The sequence below is a fragment of the Vibrio sp. RE88 genome (assembly GCF_013113835.1).
In the GTDB taxonomy this organism is placed as follows: Bacteria; Pseudomonadota; Gammaproteobacteria; order Enterobacterales; family Vibrionaceae; genus Vibrio.
The window spans coordinates 512,896-535,135 of the sequence record NZ_VTYQ01000002.1 but is presented as its reverse complement, the minus strand read 5'-3'; the positions used below and the strand labels follow the sequence as shown (position 1 = coordinate 535,135).

Below are 22,240 nucleotides of genomic sequence, written 5' to 3'. Positions count from 1 at the left end.
ACTTCAGCGATGTCAGCCATACCCATAGGTGCGCCTGGGTGACCAGAGTTGGCTTGTTGTACGCCGTCCATGCTAAGGGCACGGATAGCATTAGCTAGATGTTTACGATCCATAATAAATACCGAATATTATTAAATTCTAGAAAGGAAAATTAAGAGGGGAACGCAAACGTTCCCCTTTTTAAAATAATTTGAGATTAAAGCTTAGCTTCGATCATCGCTTCAAGTTTGCCTTGGTCAACAGCGAAGTTGCGGATACCTTCAGCCAGCTTCTCAACTGCCATTGCATCTTGGTTGTGATCCCATAGGAATTCAGCGTGAGTCATTGCTGCTGGACGCTCTGCAGCACCTTTAGAGTCAACTAGCTTCTCTACTACTTCACCTTCGGCTGCTTCTAGTTCAGCAAGAAGAGCAGGAGCGATAGTTAGACGGTCACAGCCAGCAAGTTCTAGGATCTCGCCGATGTTACGGAAGCTTGCGCCCATAACCACTGTGTTGTAGCCGTACTCTTTGTAGTAGTTGTAGATCTTAGATACTGACAGTACACCTGGATCTTCTGAAGCTTCGAAGTCACGGCCTTCTTTCGCTTTGTACCAGTCCATGATGCGGCCAACGAATGGAGAAATTAGGAACACGCCAGCTTCAGCACAAGCACGAGCCTGAGCAAATGAGAATAGAAGGGTTAGGTTACAGTTGATGCCTTCTTTTTCTAGGATCTCAGCTGCGCGGATACCTTCCCAAGTAGAAGCAAGCTTGATTAGGATGCGGTCGTTAGTGATGCCTGCATCGTTGTACATTTTCACAAGTTGGCGAGCTTTCGCTACGCTGCCTTCCATATCGTAAGAAAGACGAGCGTCAACTTCTGTAGAAATACGACCTGGGATAGTCTTAAGGATTTCTTTACCGATGTTTACAGCAAGCATGTCGCAAGTGTCTTGTACTTGCTGAGCTTTGTCGCTGCTTTGAGATTTTGCGTATTCGATAGAAGCGTCGATAAGTGGCGCATATTCTTCGATTTGAGCGGCTTTAAGAATCAGAGAAGGGTTAGTAGTCGCGTCTTCTGGCTGGTATTTTTTAATCGCATCGATTTCACCAGTGTCTGCTACGACTGTCGTTAGTTTACGAAGTTGCTCTAATTTGTTGCTCATTTCGATCATCCTATTTAATGGGCGTTCACATCAAAACAGTTAATGTGAGTGGTGCAATTGCAAGCGAGTTAGCTAATCGTTTTTAACCCTTTCCGAGTTCATTAAATCAACTAACCGGAATAAATTTCAGCGAGAGATCATTTGTTGTGAACATTTGCTCTCTCGATGAGTAAATGATGGGTTCATATTTATCTCATCCACACAGAATGTCAATCGCTAATTAAAGGTTATGGTGATGTTCATCAAGTATTTCTCCAATTGCCTCCGCTGGCAATTCGAATTAAACGTTTGCCAAGGCATAGCAAGGGTTGAGGAGAATATGAAGAGCATAATAAACAGCCTGAGAATTTGTCATGGCGATGAGCAAATGTTGCAAATGTCTATAGCGATGACATATGCTACAGCACTGAGCACATGTCATAGGTATTTTCCCCTTTAGGAGTCCAAGAAAAATGAGCAAGTCACAACAAGATATGTCTGATGACAGCGCTGATCTACTTACCGAAATCTCCGTTGCCTACTATCAGGACGGGGCAACCCAGGAAGAAATATCCAAGAAGTTTTCTGTGTCGCGAGCGAAAGTAGGGCGAATGCTAAAGCAGGCCCGTGATGAAGGGATCGTAGAGATTACCGTTAAATATCACCCCGTATTCAGTGCCAAGATTGAGCAAAGGCTAATTGAAAGGTTTGGTGTTAAGCGTGCTTTGGTTGCGCTTGATCAGCCGAGCGAAGAGCAGCAACGTTTGCAAGTGGCAGGGTTAGTATCCAAATACATGGCCAGCTCTATTCAAAATGGATCAGTTGTGACTGTCGGTCAGGGAAGGAATGTCTCTGCGGTTGCGCATCATATTGGCGTTATTCCTCAACGAGATGTGAAGTTTGTGTGTGGCATTGGCGGTATTCACCCAAGAGGAGGTATGTTTAACGCTGATCATATCTGCCGACAATTTGCGAAAAGCTATGGTGGTACATCAGAAACGCTTTACGCCCCTGCATACGCAGAAAACCCAGAACAGAAACACGCATTTATGCAGAATGCGACAGTAAAGCAAACTCTGGATCTCGCTCGTAAGGCAGATGTCGCCTTGGTCGGTATTGGCGATATGAGTGAGAACAGTTATATGGTCGACTTAGGTTGGTTTACAGCAGATGAAGTGGTTCAATCACGAATGCTTCAAGGGGTGGTCGGTGATTTTGCAGGCTATGATTTCTTCGATATTCAGGGGCAGTCTGCCAAAACAGTCATGAGTGATCGCGTTATAGGTTTAAGCATTGAAGAGTTTCGACCCATTTCAGAGGTCATTGCGATTGCGGCGGAAAACAGTAAGCCATTGGCGATGCTCGGGGCGCTTAGAACAGGAGTGATTGATGTTATTGCTACCAGCGTAAGTAACGCACTCACTGTACTTAACTTGGATGAACAAATGAAATAACCCCGATAGATTGCTCGCTAAAAAGCACGAGTCATGTCCTCGTGCTTCTCTTATAGTTTGTCCTTTGCTTTCTCTTTTACGAAATCGATAAATGCCCGAATTCTTGCGGGCATCTGCAAGCCGTAGTTGTGTACAGCCCAGACTGACGCCTTAAGGCTCATCCCATCCGCTGTTAATCGGATCAACCTGCCTTCCTTCAAGTCATCTTCAACGGCGAGAATAGGTAAGCACGCAATTCCTAAGCCTGAGAGTGTCATCATACGGATTGTGGGTACGCTATCTCCAAGACGAGTGGAGTGGAATCGATAAGTGATGCTTTGCTTCCCCACGGAGAATTGGCGTTCAACGTTTATACCCTCCCACTGATTAGCAATATAGTCGTAGTCGATGAGCTCGGTCGAGGTCACTGGAAGGGTAATATTGTTCTTCGTGAGATATTCAGGAGAGCTGCACAGCACTTGCTCTAGTTCGCCTATCTTGGTGGCTCGTGAACTGGAGTCGGGTAACTCACCCACTGTTATTGAAAGGTCGATGTATTTATCAATCAAGTTGAGCCGCATATCATTGGCTAATAATCGTGGCTCAATACCAGAATGGTTCTTTACAAACTCACACATCGAAGGCCCAATCAAATGAGTCATCAGCGTATGAGGTGAGGTGACAGTCACTGTGCCTGCAAGTCCGGTATTGGAATCACGCACTTCTTCTTCCGCCAAGGACATCAGCTTTTTCATTTCAAGACATCGTTGATAGTAACGTTGTCCCGCTTCAGTAAGAGATTGACGACGCGTTGTTCTGGTTAACAGCTTTACGCCTAGATGTTGCTCTAAACCTTGAAGGTGATGGCTCAGAACAGACTTGGACACATCCAACTTATCGGCGGCTTTGGTTATCGATCCAGATTCAACAATTTGGGCGAATACCTGCATGCGGTGTAGGTCTGATTTCATAAAATTTTATTGTTCTGTTAAATCTAACTATTTGTGAAACGTTACCTTATTTATCACAAATTATAAACAATTAAACTCTCTCACGAACTCAAAAAACGAGACCAAAGGAGAGGAACAATGAGCATTCTGGTTCAATTTAAACTAAGCCACTCATCGGAAAATACTCAGGTAATCAAAGACTTTTTTACTAATATCTTGCCAGACACAAGGACTTTTGAAGGCAACATATCCGCACATCTGTTTGAGAAAGTACAAGGGCAACACGAATTAGTGTTGCTTGAAGAATGGCAGACTCCTCAACACTTTGATAAATACATCGCGTGGCGCAAAGAAATAGGGGACTTTGATCAGCTTGGTACGATGTTAACGGAAGCGCCTCACATTGTAATGCTATCTAAGGAAGTCTAATGAACATTATCTGGAGCCCCGCAACGGTTCCACCACCAGCGGCTAACTATCACCAATGTGCGATGATTCCATCAGGCTCGACAAGGCTTCACATCGCAGGGCAATTGGGTATCAATGAGCTTAGCGAAGTGCCAGAGAGTGCTGAGGAGCAAATTGTTCTGGCTTGGCAAAATGTACGCGGGGTGTTGCAAGCCAATAGAATGGATATACAGGACTTAATCAGCGTTCGGATTTACATGGTAAATCGTGAAGATCTTGATGATTATCAAAGAGCTAAGACACGTATTCCATTTGATGTCGGCGCTTTACCGACGACGTTTTTATTCGTAAATGGTCTATTCGACAAAAAATGGAAGGTGGAGATAGAAGCTGAAGCCGCCAAGCGCTTTCAAGGTAGTGACATACTGAGGCATTTTTAAATATAAGTTCAGTAGCAAAAGAAAAGGCAGCCGTTAATGGCTGCCTTTATACTTCGTGACTTTTTAACTGATAGGCAAACTGTCGTTTGTGCCCCATTCGGTCCACGAACCGTCATACACTGACAGGTTTTGATATCCGGAAAGTTGTGCAGCGAGAAGAACAATGGCTGCCGTTACCCCTGAGCCACAGCTGAAAATGTGTTGAGATTTATTGCTATCCATTGAGCTTTCCAAAATTGACTTTAGATCGCTAGCAGGTTTGAACTTGTGGCCTTCCATCAACTCAGCGAATGGCTGACATACTGAGTTTGGAATATGGCCAGCTCGCACACCAGGTCTTGGCTCGGCGACTTCCGCATTGAATCGCGCATGAGAGCGTGCATCAACGGTCTGGTTGGACGCGTTCGAGATTTGGTTAAGTACGTATTGCGCATCAACAAAGAAAGAAGGGTCGAGTTTGCCGTTAAAGTTACCTTCAGTATCGGCCTTTTTGTAAGAAGTGACAGTGTCATATCCAGCTAGCTTCCACTCGGTCAGGCCACCATTCAAGATATAGACCTCTTTATGTCCCATTGCTTTTAGCATCCACCATGCACGCGGAGAAGCAAAAGTTCCGCTGTTGTCGTAAACTACAATGATGGAATCTTGATTCAGGCCAATGCTTTTTGCTAGTTGGTTGAAGCGCTCTTCTGAAGGCATCATATGAGGAAGTGAGGCGTCAGGATCGCAAAACACAGAGTCGTAATCAAAGCGAATAGTATTTGGAATTAAGTTCTCTTTGTCTTTTTCTGGCTCTGCTGGGATCTGAAATTCAATACTTGTGTCGAGTACAACCAACTTTCCCGTTTGTTGTAGTTCAGCGAGTTCTTTTGGAGTGATCAACGGTGACATAATACTTCCTTATAAAAGTTTATGAATTTTATGCAACTAATTTACATCAGGGCTGTAGAGCTCACAACAGGGACAGTTAATGTTTATTTGTATAGGTGTTGCACTGTATATAGCGATAGCTGATAGCGTCAGAAAAGAGTGAGGATTTTTTGTCAAGTTCCACGATGGAATTGGCTGGGCATTCAGTTTGAGGCGGGATGCTAATCATAGTTTGGTCACCATCGCTAAATTCAATATTCAGAAAGCGTCGGTTTCCATCAAGTGACTGGGTGAGAGTTTGAGTTAAGACAAGCGCTTGAACTCTAGTAGTTTGCTTTGGCTTGTTGAGCGCCATCAGTCCAAGCAAAACCAGTGATAAGAGGAGCAGGGCGGCCAGAAATATTTTGGGGTTGTTCATATTAACCTTTGTACTCCTGACCGTTTCTGGTGAGTTTAGCTACAAACGGGGCAATTCTGCATTTTCATCAAATTCATTTCTCGCCATGACATGGTCATTGCATCGAGAATCAAAACCTTACCTTCTTTCGCCCACCCATAATTGGCGATAACTTTGATGGCTTCCATAGCTTGTACCGCGCCGATGATGCCGACAACTGGCGCCATGACTCCAGCTTCAACACAGCTTAATGCTGCAGAGCCAAACAGTGCGCTTAAACACTGGTAGCAAGGTTGTGCTTTATCCTGATAAGTGAAGACACTGACTTGGCCTTCCATTCTTATCGCTGCACCAGAAACAAGCGGTGTTTTTAACTCATAGCAGAGGCGGTTAAGCTGATTTCGAGTCTCTACGTTATCTGATGCGTCGAGTACTAGCGTATGCTGCTCGATTTCTGTCTTTAAATCCTCATCACTCAAACGTTGATCTATCGTTCGCACTTCTAGGTGAGGGTTCAGTTGTTGCAGAGATTCAGAGGCAGAGAGGACTTTCTTCTTACCAACGTCAGCATCATGATGAAGTACTTGGCGTTGCAGATTAGACAGTTCGACAACGTCATCATCAATTAAGGTCAGAGAGCCGACCCCCGCTGTTGCAAGGTATTGGCTTGACGCACAGCCAAGACCACCAGCACCAAGAATCAAAATCGAGCTTTGCTTTAGTGCTTCTTGGCCATCAAAATCAAATTGTTTCAGTATGATTTGACGGTTGTAGCGAAGCATCTCTTGATCGGAAAGGATCTCCAATGTGCTCACTCCTAATAAAGGGTTGAATTGAACAACTGGATATTCACGGTTTCACCGACTTCAACACGGCCTCGCTCACGTTCCAAAACGACAAAACAATTTGCCAAACTCATAGAGCGGAAAGCCCCAGAACTTTGGTTTCCTGTCGTTTCTACAACAAACTTGCCATCTTCAATGGTGTAAACACCGCGTTGGTAATCTGTACGACCTGGCGCTTTCTTAAATGCAGTGCGAGTTGTGGCCGGAATAGACTCAGGCGCTTTCCACTCAGTATGTCCGGCGAGTTTCGCTAACATCGGCTGAACGAGAACGTACATTGTTAGCACTGCTGAAACTGGGTTACCTGGAAGTCCACAGAACCAAGCGGTCGATAACTTGCCAAAAGCAAATGGTTTACCTGGCTTGATGGCAAGCTTCCAGAAGCCGATTTGCCCGAGTTCTTCCAATATATCTTTGGTATAGTCGGCTTCACCGACACTCACACCACCCGATGTTACAACGACGTCAGCTAAAGTCTGCGCTTTTTCAAACGTTGCTTTTAGCTCTTCCGGACAGTCAGGAATAATGCCGAGATCCACAGGCTCACAGCCGAAGTTTTCAATCAGAGGTTTTATGCCGTAACGATTACTGTCGTATATCTGGCCAGCTTCGAGAGGCTCGCCAAGAGGCTTCAGCTCATCACCTGTTGAGAAGAAGGCAACGCGAGGCTTACGAACGACAGTGACATGGCTGATACCCAAAGTGGCAATCATCGGGATATCTCTAGCGGTAAGGCGTGCCCCTTTTGGCAGCACAACATCGTCTTTGCGAATATCATCACCTGTAGGGCGAATGTTATTCTGCGGCTTCACATCGGTCTGATTGAACTGCACGCCTTGTTCTGTCTGCTCAGTGTTTTCTTGCATGATGACGGCATCACAGCCTTCAGGAATTTGAGCGCCAGTCATAATGCGAACGCATGTACCTTTGGGCCAATCGCCCTCAAAAGGTTGGCCTGCAAAAGATTTACCCGCCAAAGGCAGAACATTATTGTTGGTTAAATCGGCAATACGAATTGCGTATCCGTCCATCGCTGAGTTATCAAAAGGCGGAACGAAAATAGGGGAAAGTATATCTTCAGCAAGAACATAGCCAATGGCTTCGGCAAGAGGCAGTTGTAAGGTGGTTTGGATTGGTTTAATTGGCGACAGCATTTGTTCCATCGCATCTTCGATTGGCATCAAGCCAGGAGCATCACAGCAACCCATAATAGTGTCCTAAATCGTTATTATATTAGCTTTTAATAAAAATCACTTTATCACAGAAATCGTAGCCAGAATAATGACCACGGATAAAATATGGGTGTAATTATTCAAAAATCCGAGTATCCTTGTCAGCCATCCGAAAGGGGTAAATCCCTTTATTTACGGGTATGTTAAGTTGCTCAGTGGTGAGTCGAGAGTTTGTCTGTCGCCTCAATCAATTCAAGTGGTTGAAGTTTAAACGGCAAGGTTATGTAAGAGGAAGTGGAATGTCAGGTCTTAGCGAATCCGCGAAGTTGGTAAAAGATGCGCTAGAAAGCCGCGGTTTGGAGACACCAATGTCACCGAACCAAATCAGTCGAGAAGAGAAAAAAGAAAAAATTCAGCATCACATGCGTGAAATTCTTTCTCTGCTTGAGCTGGACCTTACCGATGACAGTCTTGAAGAAACGCCGCATCGCATTGCGAAGATGTACGTTGACGAGATTTTCTCTGGCCTTGATTACGCTAACTTCCCAAAAATCACGGTGATTGAAAACAAGATGGATGTGAGTGAAATGGTGCGAGTAAAAGGCATCACACTGACAAGCACTTGTGAGCATCACTTAGTAACGATTGATGGCCGTGCGACTGTGGCGTATATTCCTCGCGGAAAAATCATTGGCTTGTCTAAGATTAACCGCATCGTCCGTTTCTTTGCGCAGCGCCCTCAAGTGCAAGAGCGCATGACTCAACAAATTCTAGTCGCGCTACAAACTCTCTTAGAGTCTGATGATGTTGCAGTCACCATTGATGCCACACACTATTGCGTGAAATCACGTGGTGTGATGGATGCAACAAGCGAAACTACCACCACCGCGTTAGGTGGTATTTTTAAGAGCAATCCGGCTACGCGCCACGAGTTCCTACACGGAATTCGTTAGGGCGACCGATACGCTTTACGGATTATTCAAAACCGCTTCCTTGTTGAAGCGGTTTTTACATTTTAACTGCTTACGGATCCACATTCGTTAGCCATCCTTGAAGGATACACTTGTGACAACCTCATTTAAGAGCCTGAATCTTAGAAGTGAACTGATAGAGACACTGAACAGCCTTAACTACACGGAAATGACGCCGATACAACAACAGGCGTTGCCGATTGTTCTTGAAGGTAAAGACGTGATTGGGCAGGGCAAGACAGGCTCGGGTAAAACAGCGGCGTTTACACTTGGGTTACTGAGTAATTTGAACGTTAAACGCTTCCGTGTTCAGACCTTGGTGCTTTGTCCAACTCGCGAGCTTGCCGATCAGGTAGCGAAAGAGGTTCGTACACTGGCACGTGGTATTCACAACATCAAAGTTCTCACGTTGTGTGGCGGCATGCCGATGGGGCCTCAAATTGGCTCGCTAGAGCACGGTGCGCATATCTTGGTAGGTACGCCTGGCCGTATTTTGGATCACCTTTCTAAAGGTCGTATCAATCTAGCTGAGATGAATACTTTGGTCTTGGATGAAGCTGATCGAATGTTGGAAATGGGTTTCGAAGAGGCTATTGACGCCATCATTGACGAAGCGCCTCAAGACAGACAAACCTTATTGTTTAGTGCGACGTTCCCGAAAAACATTGAGTCATTAGCATCTAAAGTGATGCGTGATCCTCAAATGATCAAAGTGGAATCAACGCACCAGACAGCGACCATCGAGCAGCGATTCTACAAGCTAAGCACAACAGAAGAGCGTGATGATGCGCTGGAAGCGCTATTACTGACACACAAGCCTGAGTCGTCAGTTGTGTTCTGTAACACCAAGAAAGAAGTCCAGAAGGTGACTGATGAGCTAAGCCACCGTGGGTTCAGCGTTGTTGAACTTCATGGTGATATGGAGCAGCGTGAACGCGAACAGGCATTAACCATGTTTGCTAACAAAAGTGTCTCAATTCTTGTTGCGACTGATGTTGCAGCGCGTGGTCTTGATGTTGATAACCTAGATGCGGTGTTCAACTTTGAATTGTCACGCGACCCTGAAGTGCACGTCCATCGAATTGGCCGTACTGGTCGAGCAGGTTCTAAAGGTGTTGCGTTTAGCTTCTACAGTGAGAAAGAAGAATATCGTGTCGCACGTATAGATGAATACATGGATATCGCGATCTCTCCAGCTGAACTACCAGAAAAAACAGTAGAGAGGCCTTTCTACCCTAAAATGCAGACGATTCAGATCCTTGGTGGTAAGAAGCAGAAAGTTCGTGCTGGAGATATATTGGGTGCTCTGACGAAACAGGCTGGACTGGATGGGAAGAAAATCGGCAAGATCAACATTCTTCCAATGGTCTCTTATGTGGCTGTTGAACACGAGATTGTAAAGCCCGCATTGAAGCAGCTTCAAAACGGCAAAATGAAAGGGCGCAACTTTAAAGCTCGTGTGATGAAATAACGCTTCCACTAAATCTTTTTAAAGCCTCCGCACCGGAGGCTTTTTTCATTTGCTACTCTGTAAATTTGTAAGTAACCCCAAGGCTTACAGACCAGCCGAGATCTCTTTGAATTAACGGGCTGTCCGAGTCATGATGTTCCAACTCAAACTTTGCGAGCGTTAACCAATCTGGGGTAATGGTGTAGATGCCAATTAGACCTGTTTGATAAACCCAACTGCTACCAGAACTGTATGTGTTTAGACCTGATGCAGCGGATTCTTGAGCTGAGATATCATAGAGATGCTGCGAGAGCTTTTTATCGCGAAAATCGACTTCAACGTAAGGCGTTAGCGTAAACTGCTCAAAAGGAAGATCAAGGGTTCGCCCTAAATGCAGTTGAATTTCGTAACCATCATGTTCGTTAGTCACATCATGTAAGTAAGTGAGCCGCGCGCCGACTGTACCTATGGTTACACCCAGTTCACCGTTACCGTCGCGTTCGTTTATCCCGTTGGGAATATCATCGAAATCATCCGAAACTTCAGCGAATCGCCACTGTCCTGAAAGCCCTAAATACGGGAGAACAGAGATGTTCACTAAGCTACCATCAACGAATCCGTACTCTCCGTTGTAAAAAACGTTGGGTTCAAGGGAAAGTGAGCCACCACCATTGTCAGAGTACACCGACTGGCCATAGGCGCCACTCGCACCGATAAAGCCGAAATCATAATATTGTTCCTGAGCTGACGTGCTAAAAGCGGTTAACGCTGCACATGCAGAAAGTAGGGTGGTCGTTTGCTGTAAGTTCATAGAGGTTCTCCTTATCCACTCAAAAGAAGAACGAACTTTTGATGATTGAGTTGCAGCAACGATTAGAGGAAAAGCGAATAAGATATGCATTTAGCGGCGACAGAAAAAGAAAAGCCAACCCTTTGTTTAGGTTGGCTTTGGTCTCGACTGTTTGGATGGATTAACTGTCGAATAGATACATGTACTCACCGTAACCTTGTTCTTCCAGCTCCTCGACCGGAATGAACTTCATGGCGGCTGAATTCATGCAATAGCGCAGGCCCGTTGGTGCGGGACCATCTTTAAAAACGTGGCCCAAGTGGGAGTCAGCAAATCGACTTCTAACTTCCGTTCTTGGGTAGACCAAATGGAAATCCGTTTTAGTGACGATGTACGCCTCATTAATCGGTTTGGTAAAGCTCGGCCATCCTGTTCCTGATTTGTACTTATCAGTAGAAGAAAACAAAGGCTCACCCGAAACAATATCTACGTAAATGCCGTGTTGTTTGTTATCCCAATACTCGTTGCTGAAAGCTCGTTCGGTTCCTTCCTCCTGAGTGACGTAGTACTGGAGATCGGTTAACTTAGCTTTAATCTGTTTTTCAGAAGGCTTGTTGTAAGGTTTTACGTTTGAAACTGCCTTGTGATCATCAATCAGCTGGCGTAGTGTCTTAGGATTTTTTTCTCGATCATCGCCAAAAATGTCATCCAGATACTGATCGCGACCTGATGCGTAACGATAGTAGTTGTAACGGATCTTGTTACGTTTGTAGTAATCCTGATGATAGTTCTCTGCTGGCCAGAACTTAGTAAACTGAATCAGCTCTGTTTTAAGCGGCTTTTTGAAAATACCAAGCGCTTCGATCTCAGCCATAAAGTTTTCTGCGATCTGCTTTTGCTCATCGTTATGGTAGAAAATCGCAGGGCGGTACTGAGGACCACGGTCAACAAAGGAGCCTTTGTTGTCTGTTGGGTCTATATGACGGAAGAATTGGTCGAGGACTTGTTCGTAACTCACGGCTTCTGGGTCATACTTTACTTCGATCACTTCAATATGACCGGACTTACCAGATGAGACCTGCTTATAGGTCGGATTTTCTAGCTCGCCACCGGCATAACCAGAAACGACATCGATAACGCCATGTAGTTTTTCCAAGTCGGATTCTGTACACCAGAAGCAGCCACCCGCTAATGTAGCGACCTGATAGTCGCCGTAAGCCGAGCTTCTTGTTACGTCGCTATTTGCTGTGCCAAAAAACGACGCTAGTACAGCTGTTAGGGCAATAGCGGAAAACACTATCTTCGACTTCACTTTCATATCAACCTCTTCGATTGCTTTATCTTTGATTAATAAGAAAGGCAAGTCGTAGGAAAAATTGCATTAGATCTCATTTTTCTAAAGATTTTTTCGTTTAGAAAGTAAAAAGGGCAGCTTAAAAGCTGCCCTTGAAATGAAGAAGTGAAGTTAGCCTAGTGAAGGCAAAACACCCATAGTGATGAGCAGCTGTGCTGCGATTATTACAAAGCCAACGGTACCGCTGATCATCAAGCCTGCTGTACCACCAAACACTTGGTAGCCACCTTGAGTTTCCTCAGCAATGCGCGCTTTCTTCACCATCATAATAGGCAGGAATATGGCCAGAATCGCTAGCGCAATCGCTGCGTATCCAAGAGCCATAATAAAGCCTTGTGGGTAGAACAGTGCGAAGCCCATTGGCGGGACAAAGGTAATAGCACCAACGACGATGCGACTAGAAGCGGCTTTCTTCTTGTTGAAGCTATCGCCTAGGAATTCAAACAAACCCAAACTCACGCCTAAGAAAGAAGTCAGCAGTGCTAAGTCAGCAAAAACACCGATTGTCTGACCAAGGCCAGACTGGTGAACTTTGGTCGACAGCGTTGAAATCAGCCCGCTTAGACCTTGGTTATCGACCAACGCATCCTGGCTTACCACACCTAGGGTTACAATTTGCCAGAAAACGTAAATGATCAAAGGAATAGAAGAGCCAACAATAATGGCTTTACGCAGCGAAGGTGTATTGCCATCTAGGTAGTTCACGATAGCAGGGATACTGCCGTGGAATCCGAAAGACGTAAAGATGACAGGAATAGCTGCGACGACAAGGCCTTGTTCAACAGGCATGCTTAGCAGGTACGACTCAGTCACATTCGGTGCAAGGAACGTCAGAACCATTGCCATCGCGATAAGTTTGATAGTGAATAGTACACGATTCACTTTATCGACCGTACCAGTGCCGATGGTCACTACAGCGGCGACAACTATCGTAAAGATGACTGTTGAGGTCATTCCCGAGATCTCGACACCAGTGAATTGCGAAATGCGCTCACCGAACTGTGCACCACCGCCTGCGATGTATGCAGCACAAAGTGAGTAGAACAAAAACAGCATAGAAAAGCTGGCAACCCATTTGCCTTTTTGCCCTAGAAATTGCTTGGCGAGAGTATGCAATGTTGCACTCGCGTCTGCGTGTTGGTGGAGTTCAACCATCAGTAGAGCGGTATAAGCCATTAGTGCCCATAGCGCGACCATGATGATGAGTGAAGTAGTGAAGCCAATTCCGGCAGAAGCTAGAGGTAGAGCGAGCATACCTGCACCGATAGTAGTGCCGGCGATGATCAAAGTACTACCCAGAACCTTTGATTTAGTCATGTATATATTTCTTTACGATTTTTGTTTGATTTGGATTTTAAAACTGGAATAAATGAATATTCCAATGAATAAAATCTACTTTTAAGGCATTTTGTGGAATTAAAATGATAATTTCAAGCTAAATGTACATATAAATAACCATTGGTGTAAATATATGTTTACTATTAACCCGGGTTTAGGTGAGATTCAGCAATGCAAACGTTTACTTGCGACAAAAATCATATCGCATTGATTATTTACTTTGTTCTTTCAAAAAACTGTCATATAAGTGGTTTAAAAAGGAGCAATAGACCTTATATTCATGTTGAGACTTGAAAACAGGTCTATAAAGTTGTTTGTAATTAAGGAGGTCAGAATGAGTGACCAAACATTGAACGAAGAATGCCTTGAATTGCTAGATGCTATGGAGATTGGTTTTGAACTGTCAGATTATGAACAGTCAATCGAAGAGCTAGCAGAAGAAATCTTCAATAAATAATCGTTCGTTGAAATCAACATTCACGTTGATACCAGAAAGAGCCAGTGCAAATGCGCTGGCTTTGTGCTTTTATGAAACTAATGTTTTGTACTAGTTAGCACTATGAATTACCTCGCCCACCTTCATATAGCACAACACTGCGAGTCGAGCATGTTGGGAAATTTGCTCGGGGACTTTGTAAAAGGTAACCCTGAACACCAATATTCAGCCGATATCGTCCAAGGAATTAAGCTACATCGGTTTGTCGACAGTACGATAGACAGCCATGCACTGATGTTACGAGCCAGAGAGTACTTTCCCGGAAAGAGTCGGCGTTTTTCAGGAATAGCATTGGATATGTTCTGGGATCACTGTCTGGCGTCTGAGTGGCAACAGTACCATGCCACTAGCTTGCGAGATTTTTGTCTTGATGCCGAAAGTAAAGTCCTTGCTGAATACCCAGAAACACTTCCCGAGCGTTTTATGGCTGTCAGCGGGGCGATGTGGAAAGGTCGTTGGCTGGAATCCTATAAGGAAATTGAGAATATCGAGTACGCGCTGCAAAGAATGTCGGCTCGTTCGCCAAGAATGGGGGAGCTATCGCGTTGTTTCGATACGTTAGAGCAGCGTTATCAACCATTGAAAGAAATATTCCATACCTTGTACCCAGAGATACTAAACGCTGCGAAAAGATTCTGATAGAATCGGCGACCCTGTTTCATTTGGAAAGTAACCATGTCTTCATTTCAACATCTGGGTCTGTCTCAAGCACTTGCATCTACTGTAGAAAAATTAGGTTTTGATACGCCAACGCCTATTCAGGAGCAAGCCATTCCTCACGTACTTGAAGGAAAAGATGTGCTGGCGGGGGCTCAGACAGGAACAGGGAAAACTGCTGCCTTTGGCTTGCCACTACTCAACAAGCTACTTGATCAGGAAGCGTCGAGAGATCCTCAATCAAATGATGTCTTAGCCTTGGTGGTTGTTCCTACACGTGAGTTGGCTCAGCAAGTTTTTGACAGCTTAACGGCTTATGCGAGTGCGACTGAGATTAAAATTGTGACTGCTTATGGCGGTACCAGTATGAATGTTCAGACACAAAATCTGAGGCAGGGTTGTGACGTACTGATCGCCACACCAGGACGTTTACTGGATCACCTCTACTGCAAAAATATCAATCTTAGAAAAACCAGCTATTTGGCACTGGATGAAGCCGATCGCATGCTAGATATGGGATTCATGCCAGATATCCAACGCATATTGAAAAAGATCAACCCTGAGCGTCAGACTCTGTTTTTCTCGGCGACATTTGATAAACGTATTAAGACTATTGCTCATAAATTGATGAATGAGCCAGTCGAGGTTCAGGTAACGCCATCAAATAGTACGGCTGAGACGGTTAAACAGATGGTTTATCCTGTCGACAAAAAGCGTAAAGCTGAACTTCTTGCCTATTTAATTGGTTCACGAAACTGGCAGCAGGTGCTCGTGTTCGCGAAGACTAAGCAGGGCAGCGATGCGCTTGCGAAAGAGCTTAAACTTGACGGAATCAAAGCTGCGTCGATCAATGGGGATAAAAGCCAAGGTGCACGTCAGAAAGCATTAGACGATTTTAAATCGGGCACAATTAGGGCATTGATTGCAACCGATGTAGCGGCGAGAGGGTTGGATATTAATCAGCTAGAGCAAGTGGTTAACTTTGATATGCCTTACAAAGCCGAAGACTATGTTCATCGTATTGGTCGTACTGGCCGAGCTGGTCAGGAAGGTCTGGCGGTATCGCTGATGAGTAAAGACGAAGAATACTTGCTTGAAGCGATAGAGCGGCTTCTTGATGCGCGTTTACCACAAGAGTGGCTACAGGGCTTTGAACCAAGTATTGAAGAACCAACTGAAAATGAACGCGAGCGTGGTGGAAGACGAAAAAGCCGCTCTTCGGAAAAACGAAAGATGAAAGCGAAGCTCAAGATTCATGCGAATAGAGGCAAGAAGAAGTAGTTAGCCAAATTATTAAGAGCCGCAGAGATGCGGCTTTTTTTATGCATGATTAACAAATCATCAATATAAACATAGGATTAACTGTTTTTGAGCGATATATTGATCGCGGGCATTATTCATAAAGGACTTGATATGCAGCTTGAGCTACTCAAAGAAGGTGATGTTGAGAAACTTCTTGAGTTTGAGATTCAAAACAGAGAATGGTTTGAAGCCAATATTCCCCCGCGTGAGACAGATTTCTATTCACTCGAAGGTGTAAAAGAACACATTCAGGTATTCCTACTGGAGTTTGCAGCGAAAACTTTGGTTCCAATGTTAATCGTTGACGAGAGCGGATCCATTCTTGGCCGCGTAAATGTATCTAACATTAGCCGTCGCAGGAAAATTGCTCATATTGGCTATCGAGTTGGGAAGTCCTTCACCAACCGTGGTGTTGCGAAGTTTGCCGTCTCGAACATTATTCGAGTTGTTGAAAAAATGGGCGTTGAAAAGTTGGTGGCTTACGCATCCACTGAAAACTTGGCGTCACAGAAGGTATTAACTGCTAACGGGTTTCGACCCATAAAGGTCGTAAACAATTACGCAGAAATGCACGGAAAGCCGATTGACTGTATTGAGTATCAGTTACGAATCAATTGAGGAGCAATGGATGATTAAGCAAGTAGGTACAACACAAATCGAAGAATACCATAAAGCAACTTGCCACTGCGGAAGCGTTGAATTGGAGCTGCACCTTCCACAAGGGATCGACAAACCCAGGCGGTGCGACTGTTCGATTTGCCGAAGAAAAGGTGCTATTGTCGCTTCGGTAAAACTGGATGGAATTCGTATACTTAAAGGCCAAGAGTTGCTTAAGCTTTACCAATTTAATACAGGAACGGCTAAGCACTACTTTTGCTCTGAATGCGGTATTTACACGCACCACCAACGACGCTCAGACCCAACGGAATATGGCTACAATGTAGGGTGTTTAGAAGGGGTAAACCCCTTTGATTTAGGTGACGTTGTCACTAATGATGGTGTCAATCATCCAGCAGATCGTTGAGTCTCAGTAAGGAGTTATTATGGAATTTCCAATCAAAGCGTCTTGCCAGTGTGGGCAGCTTTCCTATCAACTCAAAGCTGCACCTTTAAAAGTCATTGCATGCCACTGTCAAGAATGTCAGAAATTGTCGACTAGCCCGTATAGCGTAACAGCTATTGTTAAGACTGAAGATATTGAATTTCAGGGGAAGTTGAATGAGTGGCAGCGTATAGCGGAAAGTGGCAATAAAAACTTTGCTAAATTCTGTGGTGACTGTGGCAACCGTGTTTATCATTACAACCCAGATGACACGGCAACCATTAAGCTTAAACTCAAGCCAGCAGGGGTAGAGTATAGCGCCCTCTTTGAGCCACAAATGCATGTTTGGTTAAGCGAGAAGCAAAGCTGGGTCGAAATACCAAAAGACATCCCATGCTTTGATAAGCAACCTTAAGAAGAGGAGCCTGTAGGCTCCTTTTTCGTTGCGAAACACTTGGCTTTTTATATTGATTATAAAGTCATTAAAAGCAAAGGGTTGGGTTGTCTTTTTGAACAGGAAGCCTTTTCTGCCTAGCTTCAACGACCTTGACTTAGCCATTTCATGCACTATTACTTACCGATAGCACCACGTAATGCTGATGGAACAGTATTTGGAGTTATCACTATGAAAAAAACCTTAACTTTTCTTTGTGCGGTTATGGCGTCGACTTCGGTCTTTGCAGCAAGCGATGTCACTGTTTACGGTGACGATTCATACCCTCCTTATTCGTATGTTGAAAGCGGCAGGGTCACGGGGATTTACACCGTTATCTTGGAGCGTATTTTTTCCAAAATGCCAGACTACAGCGTGACCATAAAAGGGGTACCTTGGAAGCGCGGGTTGTCTGAAGTAGAGGGCGGCAAAATTTTTGCGCTTTATCCACCGTATAAACGCCCTGAGCAACGCCCTTACATGGAATACGACATGCCAATACTCGATGAAAAGTTGGTTGTGGTTTGCCAGAAATCCGTATTGAGCAGCCCAAAACCTAATTGGCCTGGAGACTACATGGGCTTAACGATAGGTAATAACGCTGGGTTTTCTGCAGGTGGCGATGAGTTTAGAGCGGCAGTCAAAGCTGGAAAGATCAAACTGAATGAAACGAAAGGAACACCGAAGAATCTTCTCAAACTGATCGCAGGGCGTGTTGATTGTTACATGAACGATGCGCTTTCTATTCAATGGGAACTGAAAAAGCTTCAGAACGAAGGAAAGTACGATGGTCAAAGCGTTGTTGAAGGGGCTACCATCAGTTCTGAGCAGGGTTTCTTAGGTTTTGCGACCAATGGTGGAAAATTCCCTTTTAAAGATGATTTCAAAGCGCAATACCATAAAATTTTGTCTGAAATGAAAGAAAGCGGAGAAGTCGATCAGATAGTGAAAGACTTTATTAAATAAGTAGGGCCTAATGAAAATAACAAAACGGAAGCAATCAGCTTCCGTTTTTTCTTTTTCTATAAGATCGATTGTGTGTGTTTTGACCGCATGTGAAACAAATGAACATACAGATATAATCAGGAAGAGCGAAAAATACATTGATTTATTGAATTTTACGAGTGCATTATTATCAATAAATATTATGCCATCAAAAAAGACGTTAATAAGTGTGTTGTTCAGAAAGATAAAGTTCAATATATATCAATGATATAAGTGGTGGTGGAAATATACACTGATATTTCCCTCTCAAAACTAATGTTTATTTCCTCAGGCTATCCCATTTCTAAGACACGCTGTTTATAATGCTCATTAACTGTTTATGAATGATGAATAAAAGCGCTGGCCAAGAGCGCTATTTATTGTGTGTAAAATATGAGCGCTAAACATTTGTTGGTTACGACAGTGATTCTGTCTATTTGTAGTAGTATTTTATGGTGGTGTGTTTATCAGCTCGCTAGCCAAGCGTAGAACGGTTTTCGTTAGTACTATTTGTTCAACATGAATCTTGGGTAGGGCAACGGCGATTTGCCGCATTGCAAAAGAAAAAGCCACCTGAATGTCAGGTGGCTTTGATGTTTATGCGTAGCGGGCGACGAGTAATTCCCAGCTCCGTCGTTGCGCTTTGAAGTCTTGCTTCATCTGTTGGTAACGGACTTTTAGAACTGAATGCTCATACTTCTTCGCTAAATCACTTTTCTTGCTCTCAAGGACTTCTTTCTTTAATTCGTAATAGTCTGACATCTTACTCATCAGCACATCGAATTCCTTGTTTAACGTCTCATTAAGCAGTGATGCATTTGGCAGCTTACTGACATTTTGAGAGGCTTTCGCTAAGGCTTGTTTTGCCATCGCTTTTTCAATCTTCATCTTTGGAGTTACACGTAGCTTTTTCGTTAGTCCAAGCCACGAACAAGATTTGATCAGCCACTTGGTTGGATCGTATTGCCACCAGTGAATACCGTTACGGTAATCGTTCTCAAAGATATGATGGTAGTTGTGGTAACCCTCACCAAAAGTGAACACTGCTAGGATGGCATTGTCACGCGCTGTATTTTTATCAGTGTAAGGTTGAGAACCCCAGATATGGGCAAGCGAGTTGATAAAAAATGTCGAATGGTGACTCAATACTAAGCGAACCACACACACCATAAGTAGCATTCCCCAGATATCTTGGTAAATCACACCAAGCAGTAGTGGTACGCCAATGTTCATCAAAATGGCTAGTAGCAAGTAGTGCTTATGTTGCCACATAACAATTTTGTCTTTCTGCAGATCGCGGCAGTTGCCGTAATCTGAATAAGTCGCAGGGTTGTAGTGTCTTAGCATCCAACCAATGTGGGAGAACCAGAATCCACGCTTCGCAGAATAAGGGTCCTTATCATTGTTATCGACATGCTTGTGATGAACACGGTGATCAGAGCTCCAGTGCAACGCACTATTTTGCAGAGCGAATGCACCGCCAAGAGCGAAAAGTAATCTTAGAGACCAGTGTGCATCGTACGTTTTGTGGGACCACAGGCGGTGATAGCCCGCTGTGATTGAAAGGTTACAAAAAGAAAAGGTGATCAACAGCCAAAGCCAATGCTCCGCCTCGTATCCGAATTCAAACCCATACCAAGGTGCAACGACAACGGCCACGATAAAACTAGAGAGAAAAAGCGTAACATTTAGCCATATTAGCGGTGGCTTTTCCTTTACAGACATTTCAATTATCCATTCAGCTAACAGTTGTGCGCCAGAATATCAGCGTACATGTGTAAGTCAAATGAAAGTTAAGTGTCGTGTGAGCTTAATGAAGGATTAATTTGTTAGAAGTTATAAACCGAATACTCAATAAGAATCATTGCGAGGAAATGGAACTGGTAGTGGCAAATAATGTTGGATTTTCTCTAGTATGATTGGCTTTTAGTTAAATGTTTTATAGTATGAAGAGATAAGCAATCCTTACAGGAAGTAATAAGGAACTATAAATGGAATTAAAAGTAGCTGAATATAGCGACTACGAACGTATAGCCTCTCTACACACCCAAAGCTGGAAGAAATTCTATCAAGGCCTACTTGCCGCTGACTATCTTAAGCACGATGTTCAGGATGAACGACTAGCCATTTGGCAAACGCGATTGATCAACCCTCCTTTTAACCAGCACGTTCTTTTGCTCGAAGAAGGCGGTCTTTTGTGTGGATTCATCTGTGCCTTTGGCAACCACGACTTCGAAAAGGGCACCATCATCGATGCTTTACACATTGATGAGGCTTATCGTGGCAGAGGATTGGGCGTTAAACTGATTGCTGAAATGGCAAAATGGATTGCACAACACTTCCCTGACAATGGCGTATATTTGGAAGTAATTAAGGATAATCAACAAGCTGTGAAGTTCTACGATCACATCGGTGGTCAACTTGTGCAAGAGCGGATGTGGAAAGCGCCTTGTGGCAGTCAGGTTCCTGAACTGGTTTACGCTTGGAAATCTGGCGCTGATCTGCTCGAACGTATTAGCATTCATACTCAGACAGAAGTCGTAACAGATTGATACACTTAAGTCCGTTCTCCTGATAATTCTCGGACAATATCCACAAGATCGTTAGGTAGTTTGGCGTCAGCCTCTTTCTCAATTTACCTAACGGTCTATTCAATGAAAAAAACGTTACTATTCACCGCGTTATCTGGCGCGATATTTCTTTCAGGATGTGGAGAGCAAAATCAGGGACAGAAGAAAATGCCAGCGTCACTCGTTGTCGCTGAACAAGCTATCGTTATTCCTCATCAACAAAGCAAATCTTATATTGGCCGTGTTGAAGCCGTTGAAGACACGAACATCACCGCTCAGGTCACAGGTTATCTCAAATCCCGACATTTTGAAGAAGGGCAGATGGTCGAAAAAGGCCAGCTCCTTTTCACTATTGAGCCTTCGTCTTTTGAAGCTCAAGTTGCCAGTGCTAAAGCAGCGTTAGCGCAAGCGAAAGCCGAGCTTAAGAAAGCAGAGCTCGATTTCGAACGTGGCAAAAACTTACTTCCTAAAGGCAGCATTTCTCAATCTGAATTCGACAATCTCAACGCTGCATTACTTGGTGCTCAAGCACAGGTTGAAGCGGGTAACGCTCAACTTAACCTAGCGGAAGTTAACTTATCTTATACCCAAATTCGCGCGCCATTTGCGGGAAGAATCAGTGAAAGCAAGCTGAGCACGGGTGATCTTGTCTCTCCTCAATCCGGCGTTCTTACTACTTTAGTGAGCTTAGACCCTGTACACACCAGTTTCAGCGTCAGTGAGCGAGAGCGACTAGAAATGGGCATCGATAGAATTAAGGGCGATGGCTCAGCCGACTCCGTAGAAGTACAGGTGGTTTTGGAAAACGGTCAACCCTTTGAGCATCTGGGTCGCCTTGATTTTCTTGGTAACCGCATAGATTTGAATACAGGCACCATCGCGATGCGCGCTGAAGTGCCTAACCCAGAGTACCGTCTGCTTCCAGGTCAGCATATCCGGGTCGAGCTGAGAGAGAAACAGTCTACTGACGTTGTCGTTATTCCTCGCCGTGCCGTTCAAACCGACCTAGAAGGTAACTTTGTTATGGTTGTCGCCGAAGGCAATATTGCAGAGCGCCGTAATGTCGAATTAGGGCGTCAGATTGAAGAGGGCATCATTATAAATCGTGGTGTGAACTCTGACGAACAAGTAATCACGCAGGGACTGCAACGAGTGCGAAATGGTGTTCCAGTACGTTTCAACGAAAAATCAGACGTTGAGTAAAGGAGCCTA

General features: G+C 44.3%; 25 protein-coding genes. 14 read left to right on the top strand and 11 right to left on the bottom strand.

Going from position 1 to position 22,240, the window contains the following annotated elements; all coding sequences use genetic code 11:
- Both F0265_RS05925 and tal read right to left on the bottom strand, forming a co-directional pair.
- Window positions 1-113: hypothetical protein (locus F0265_RS05925; RefSeq protein WP_143695507.1), on the bottom strand; the 113-nt coding region annotated here is incomplete at its 3' end.
- 83 nt (window positions 114-196) lie between these two features.
- Window positions 197-1,147, bottom strand: coding sequence for a transaldolase (gene tal, locus F0265_RS05920; RefSeq protein WP_021458155.1), 951 nt, complete (start codon window positions 1,145-1,147; stop codon window positions 197-199).
- Window positions 1,148-1,599: 452 nt separating this feature from the next.
- Here tal and F0265_RS05915 point away from each other — a divergent pair, with 452 nt between their 5' ends.
- Complete coding sequence (locus tag F0265_RS05915; protein WP_006960909.1) at window positions 1,600-2,580, top strand: sugar-binding transcriptional regulator; 981 nt, start codon at window positions 1,600-1,602, stop codon at window positions 2,578-2,580.
- 50 nt (window positions 2,581-2,630) lie between these two features.
- Here the strand turns inward: F0265_RS05915 and F0265_RS05910 are convergent, their stop codons facing one another.
- Window positions 2,631-3,530: a LysR family transcriptional regulator gene (locus tag F0265_RS05910; protein ID WP_171748175.1), complete on the bottom strand. Its 900-nt coding sequence runs from the start codon at window positions 3,528-3,530 to the stop codon at window positions 2,631-2,633.
- A 117-nt stretch (window positions 3,531-3,647) separates the two neighbouring features.
- On the opposite strand from F0265_RS05910, the gene F0265_RS05905 reads away from it, so the two are divergent.
- A complete protein-coding gene (locus tag F0265_RS05905) occupies window positions 3,648-3,938 on the top strand; it encodes an antibiotic biosynthesis monooxygenase family protein (RefSeq protein WP_171748174.1) in 291 nt (96 codons plus the stop codon).
- The gene (locus F0265_RS05900; protein ID WP_171748173.1) at window positions 3,938-4,357 is read left to right on the top strand and encodes a RidA family protein; all 420 of its coding nucleotides are present in this window, start codon (window positions 3,938-3,940) and stop codon (window positions 4,355-4,357) included. The genes F0265_RS05905 and F0265_RS05900 overlap by 1 nt, the downstream gene beginning before the upstream one ends.
- A 63-nt stretch (window positions 4,358-4,420) precedes the next feature.
- Here F0265_RS05900 and F0265_RS05895 read toward each other — a convergent pair whose 3' ends face one another.
- The 4 genes from F0265_RS05895 to moeA form a co-directional block, all read right to left on the bottom strand.
- Window positions 4,421-5,248, bottom strand: a complete 828-nt coding sequence (locus F0265_RS05895) for a sulfurtransferase (RefSeq protein WP_171748172.1) — start codon at window positions 5,246-5,248, stop codon at window positions 4,421-4,423.
- A 76-nt stretch (window positions 5,249-5,324) separates the two neighbouring features.
- Window positions 5,325-5,645: a hypothetical protein gene (locus tag F0265_RS05890; protein ID WP_171748171.1), complete on the bottom strand. Its 321-nt coding sequence runs from the start codon at window positions 5,643-5,645 to the stop codon at window positions 5,325-5,327.
- Window positions 5,646-5,680: 35 nt separating this feature from the next.
- Entirely contained in the window at window positions 5,681-6,430 is a 750-nt protein-coding gene (moeB, locus tag F0265_RS05885; protein WP_171748170.1) for a molybdopterin-synthase adenylyltransferase MoeB, read from the bottom strand.
- An 11-nt stretch (window positions 6,431-6,441) separates the two neighbouring features.
- A complete protein-coding gene (moeA, locus tag F0265_RS05880; RefSeq protein WP_171748169.1) occupies window positions 6,442-7,677 on the bottom strand; it encodes a molybdopterin molybdotransferase MoeA in 1,236 nt (411 codons plus the stop codon).
- A 263-nt stretch (window positions 7,678-7,940) separates the two neighbouring features.
- On the opposite strand from moeA, the gene folE reads away from it, so the two are divergent.
- Together folE and dbpA are read left to right on the top strand one after the other, a co-directional pair.
- The gene (gene folE, locus F0265_RS05875; protein ID WP_006960922.1) at window positions 7,941-8,594 is read left to right on the top strand and encodes a GTP cyclohydrolase I FolE; all 654 of its coding nucleotides are present in this window, start codon (window positions 7,941-7,943) and stop codon (window positions 8,592-8,594) included.
- A gap of 112 nt (window positions 8,595-8,706) precedes the next feature.
- Window positions 8,707-10,083, top strand: coding sequence for an ATP-dependent RNA helicase DbpA (dbpA, locus tag F0265_RS05870; RefSeq protein ID WP_171748168.1), 1,377 nt, complete (start codon window positions 8,707-8,709; stop codon window positions 10,081-10,083).
- Between the two features lie 52 nt (window positions 10,084-10,135).
- Here dbpA and F0265_RS05865 read toward each other — a convergent pair whose 3' ends face one another.
- From F0265_RS05865 to F0265_RS05855, 3 genes are all read right to left on the bottom strand, one after another.
- The gene (locus F0265_RS05865) at window positions 10,136-10,873 is read right to left on the bottom strand and encodes a MipA/OmpV family protein (protein WP_171748167.1); all 738 of its coding nucleotides are present in this window, start codon (window positions 10,871-10,873) and stop codon (window positions 10,136-10,138) included.
- A gap of 160 nt (window positions 10,874-11,033) precedes the next feature.
- Window positions 11,034-12,170: a peptide-methionine (R)-S-oxide reductase MsrB gene (gene msrB, locus F0265_RS05860; RefSeq protein WP_171748166.1), complete on the bottom strand. Its 1,137-nt coding sequence runs from the start codon at window positions 12,168-12,170 to the stop codon at window positions 11,034-11,036.
- A gap of 147 nt (window positions 12,171-12,317) precedes the next feature.
- Window positions 12,318-13,523, bottom strand: coding sequence for an aromatic amino acid transport family protein (locus tag F0265_RS05855; RefSeq protein ID WP_171748165.1), 1,206 nt, complete (start codon window positions 13,521-13,523; stop codon window positions 12,318-12,320).
- A gap of 355 nt (window positions 13,524-13,878) precedes the next feature.
- Here F0265_RS05855 and F0265_RS24670 point away from each other — a divergent pair, with 355 nt between their 5' ends.
- The 7 genes from F0265_RS24670 (at window position 13,879) to F0265_RS05825 (ending at window position 18,440) form a co-directional block, all read left to right on the top strand.
- Complete coding sequence (locus F0265_RS24670) at window positions 13,879-14,001, top strand: hypothetical protein (RefSeq protein ID WP_006960927.1); 123 nt, start codon at window positions 13,879-13,881, stop codon at window positions 13,999-14,001.
- A 102-nt stretch (window positions 14,002-14,103) separates the two neighbouring features.
- Window positions 14,104-14,679 (top strand): ACP phosphodiesterase, encoded by a 576-nt coding sequence (locus F0265_RS05850; protein ID WP_171748164.1) that lies wholly within the window; start codon window positions 14,104-14,106, stop codon window positions 14,677-14,679.
- Between the two features lie 36 nt (window positions 14,680-14,715).
- Entirely contained in the window at window positions 14,716-15,978 is a 1,263-nt protein-coding gene (locus F0265_RS05845; protein WP_171748163.1) for a DEAD/DEAH box helicase, read from the top strand.
- Between the two features lie 87 nt (window positions 15,979-16,065).
- Entirely contained in the window at window positions 16,066-16,617 is a 552-nt protein-coding gene (locus F0265_RS05840; RefSeq protein WP_253809350.1) for a GNAT family N-acetyltransferase, read from the top strand.
- 10 nt (window positions 16,618-16,627) lie between these two features.
- Window positions 16,628-17,023, top strand: coding sequence for a GFA family protein (locus F0265_RS05835; RefSeq protein WP_171748162.1), 396 nt, complete (start codon window positions 16,628-16,630; stop codon window positions 17,021-17,023).
- A gap of 19 nt (window positions 17,024-17,042) precedes the next feature.
- The gene (locus F0265_RS05830; RefSeq protein WP_006960932.1) at window positions 17,043-17,456 is read left to right on the top strand and encodes a GFA family protein; all 414 of its coding nucleotides are present in this window, start codon (window positions 17,043-17,045) and stop codon (window positions 17,454-17,456) included.
- Window positions 17,457-17,666: 210 nt separating this feature from the next.
- Window positions 17,667-18,440: an ABC transporter substrate-binding protein gene (locus F0265_RS05825; RefSeq protein WP_171748161.1), complete on the top strand. Its 774-nt coding sequence runs from the start codon at window positions 17,667-17,669 to the stop codon at window positions 18,438-18,440.
- A 615-nt stretch (window positions 18,441-19,055) separates the two neighbouring features.
- Here F0265_RS05825 and F0265_RS05820 read toward each other — a convergent pair.
- On the bottom strand, window positions 19,056-20,183 hold the full coding sequence (locus tag F0265_RS05820; RefSeq protein ID WP_171748160.1) for a fatty acid desaturase: 1,128 nt from the start codon (window positions 20,181-20,183) through the stop codon (window positions 19,056-19,058).
- Between the two features lie 266 nt (window positions 20,184-20,449).
- Between F0265_RS05820 and F0265_RS05815 the strand changes: the two genes are divergently transcribed.
- Entirely contained in the window at window positions 20,450-21,010 is a 561-nt protein-coding gene (locus F0265_RS05815) for a GNAT family N-acetyltransferase (protein WP_171748159.1), read from the top strand.
- Between the two features lie 102 nt (window positions 21,011-21,112).
- Window positions 21,113-22,231: an efflux RND transporter periplasmic adaptor subunit gene (locus tag F0265_RS05810; RefSeq protein WP_171748158.1), complete on the top strand. Its 1,119-nt coding sequence runs from the start codon at window positions 21,113-21,115 to the stop codon at window positions 22,229-22,231.
- The last annotated feature ends 9 nt before the right edge of the window (window positions 22,232-22,240 follow it).

Excerpts from the sequence above, each read along its gene's own strand:
- tal (WP_021458155.1), bottom strand. The coding sequence starts at position 1,147 with ATGAGCAACAAATTAGAGCAACTTCGTAAACTAACGACAGTCGTAGCA.
- F0265_RS05915 (WP_006960909.1), top strand. The coding sequence starts at position 1,600 with ATGAGCAAGTCACAACAAGATATGTCTGATGACAGCGCTGATCTACTT.
- F0265_RS05910 (WP_171748175.1), bottom strand. The coding sequence starts at position 3,530 with ATGAAATCAGACCTACACCGCATGCAGGTATTCGCCCAAATTGTTGAA.
- F0265_RS05905 (WP_171748174.1), top strand. The coding sequence starts at position 3,648 with ATGAGCATTCTGGTTCAATTTAAACTAAGCCACTCATCGGAAAATACT.
- F0265_RS05900 (WP_171748173.1), top strand. The coding sequence starts at position 3,938 with ATGAACATTATCTGGAGCCCCGCAACGGTTCCACCACCAGCGGCTAAC.
- F0265_RS05895 (WP_171748172.1), bottom strand. The coding sequence starts at position 5,248 with ATGTCACCGTTGATCACTCCAAAAGAACTCGCTGAACTACAACAAACG.
- F0265_RS05890 (WP_171748171.1), bottom strand. The coding sequence starts at position 5,645 with ATGAACAACCCCAAAATATTTCTGGCCGCCCTGCTCCTCTTATCACTG.
- moeA (WP_171748169.1), bottom strand. The coding sequence starts at position 7,677 with ATGGGTTGCTGTGATGCTCCTGGCTTGATGCCAATCGAAGATGCGATG.
- folE (WP_006960922.1), top strand. The coding sequence starts at position 7,941 with ATGTCAGGTCTTAGCGAATCCGCGAAGTTGGTAAAAGATGCGCTAGAA.
- F0265_RS05865 (WP_171748167.1), bottom strand. The coding sequence starts at position 10,873 with ATGAACTTACAGCAAACGACCACCCTACTTTCTGCATGTGCAGCGTTA.
- msrB (WP_171748166.1), bottom strand. The coding sequence starts at position 12,170 with ATGAAAGTGAAGTCGAAGATAGTGTTTTCCGCTATTGCCCTAACAGCT.
- F0265_RS05855 (WP_171748165.1), bottom strand. The coding sequence starts at position 13,523 with ATGACTAAATCAAAGGTTCTGGGTAGTACTTTGATCATCGCCGGCACT.
- F0265_RS24670 (WP_006960927.1), top strand. The coding sequence starts at position 13,879 with ATGAGTGACCAAACATTGAACGAAGAATGCCTTGAATTGCTAGATGCT.
- F0265_RS05850 (WP_171748164.1), top strand. The coding sequence starts at position 14,104 with ATGAATTACCTCGCCCACCTTCATATAGCACAACACTGCGAGTCGAGC.
- F0265_RS05845 (WP_171748163.1), top strand. The coding sequence starts at position 14,716 with ATGTCTTCATTTCAACATCTGGGTCTGTCTCAAGCACTTGCATCTACT.
- F0265_RS05835 (WP_171748162.1), top strand. The coding sequence starts at position 16,628 with ATGATTAAGCAAGTAGGTACAACACAAATCGAAGAATACCATAAAGCA.
- F0265_RS05830 (WP_006960932.1), top strand. The coding sequence starts at position 17,043 with ATGGAATTTCCAATCAAAGCGTCTTGCCAGTGTGGGCAGCTTTCCTAT.
- F0265_RS05825 (WP_171748161.1), top strand. The coding sequence starts at position 17,667 with ATGAAAAAAACCTTAACTTTTCTTTGTGCGGTTATGGCGTCGACTTCG.
- F0265_RS05820 (WP_171748160.1), bottom strand. The coding sequence starts at position 20,183 with ATGTCTGTAAAGGAAAAGCCACCGCTAATATGGCTAAATGTTACGCTT.
- F0265_RS05815 (WP_171748159.1), top strand. The coding sequence starts at position 20,450 with ATGGAATTAAAAGTAGCTGAATATAGCGACTACGAACGTATAGCCTCT.
- F0265_RS05810 (WP_171748158.1), top strand. The coding sequence starts at position 21,113 with ATGAAAAAAACGTTACTATTCACCGCGTTATCTGGCGCGATATTTCTT.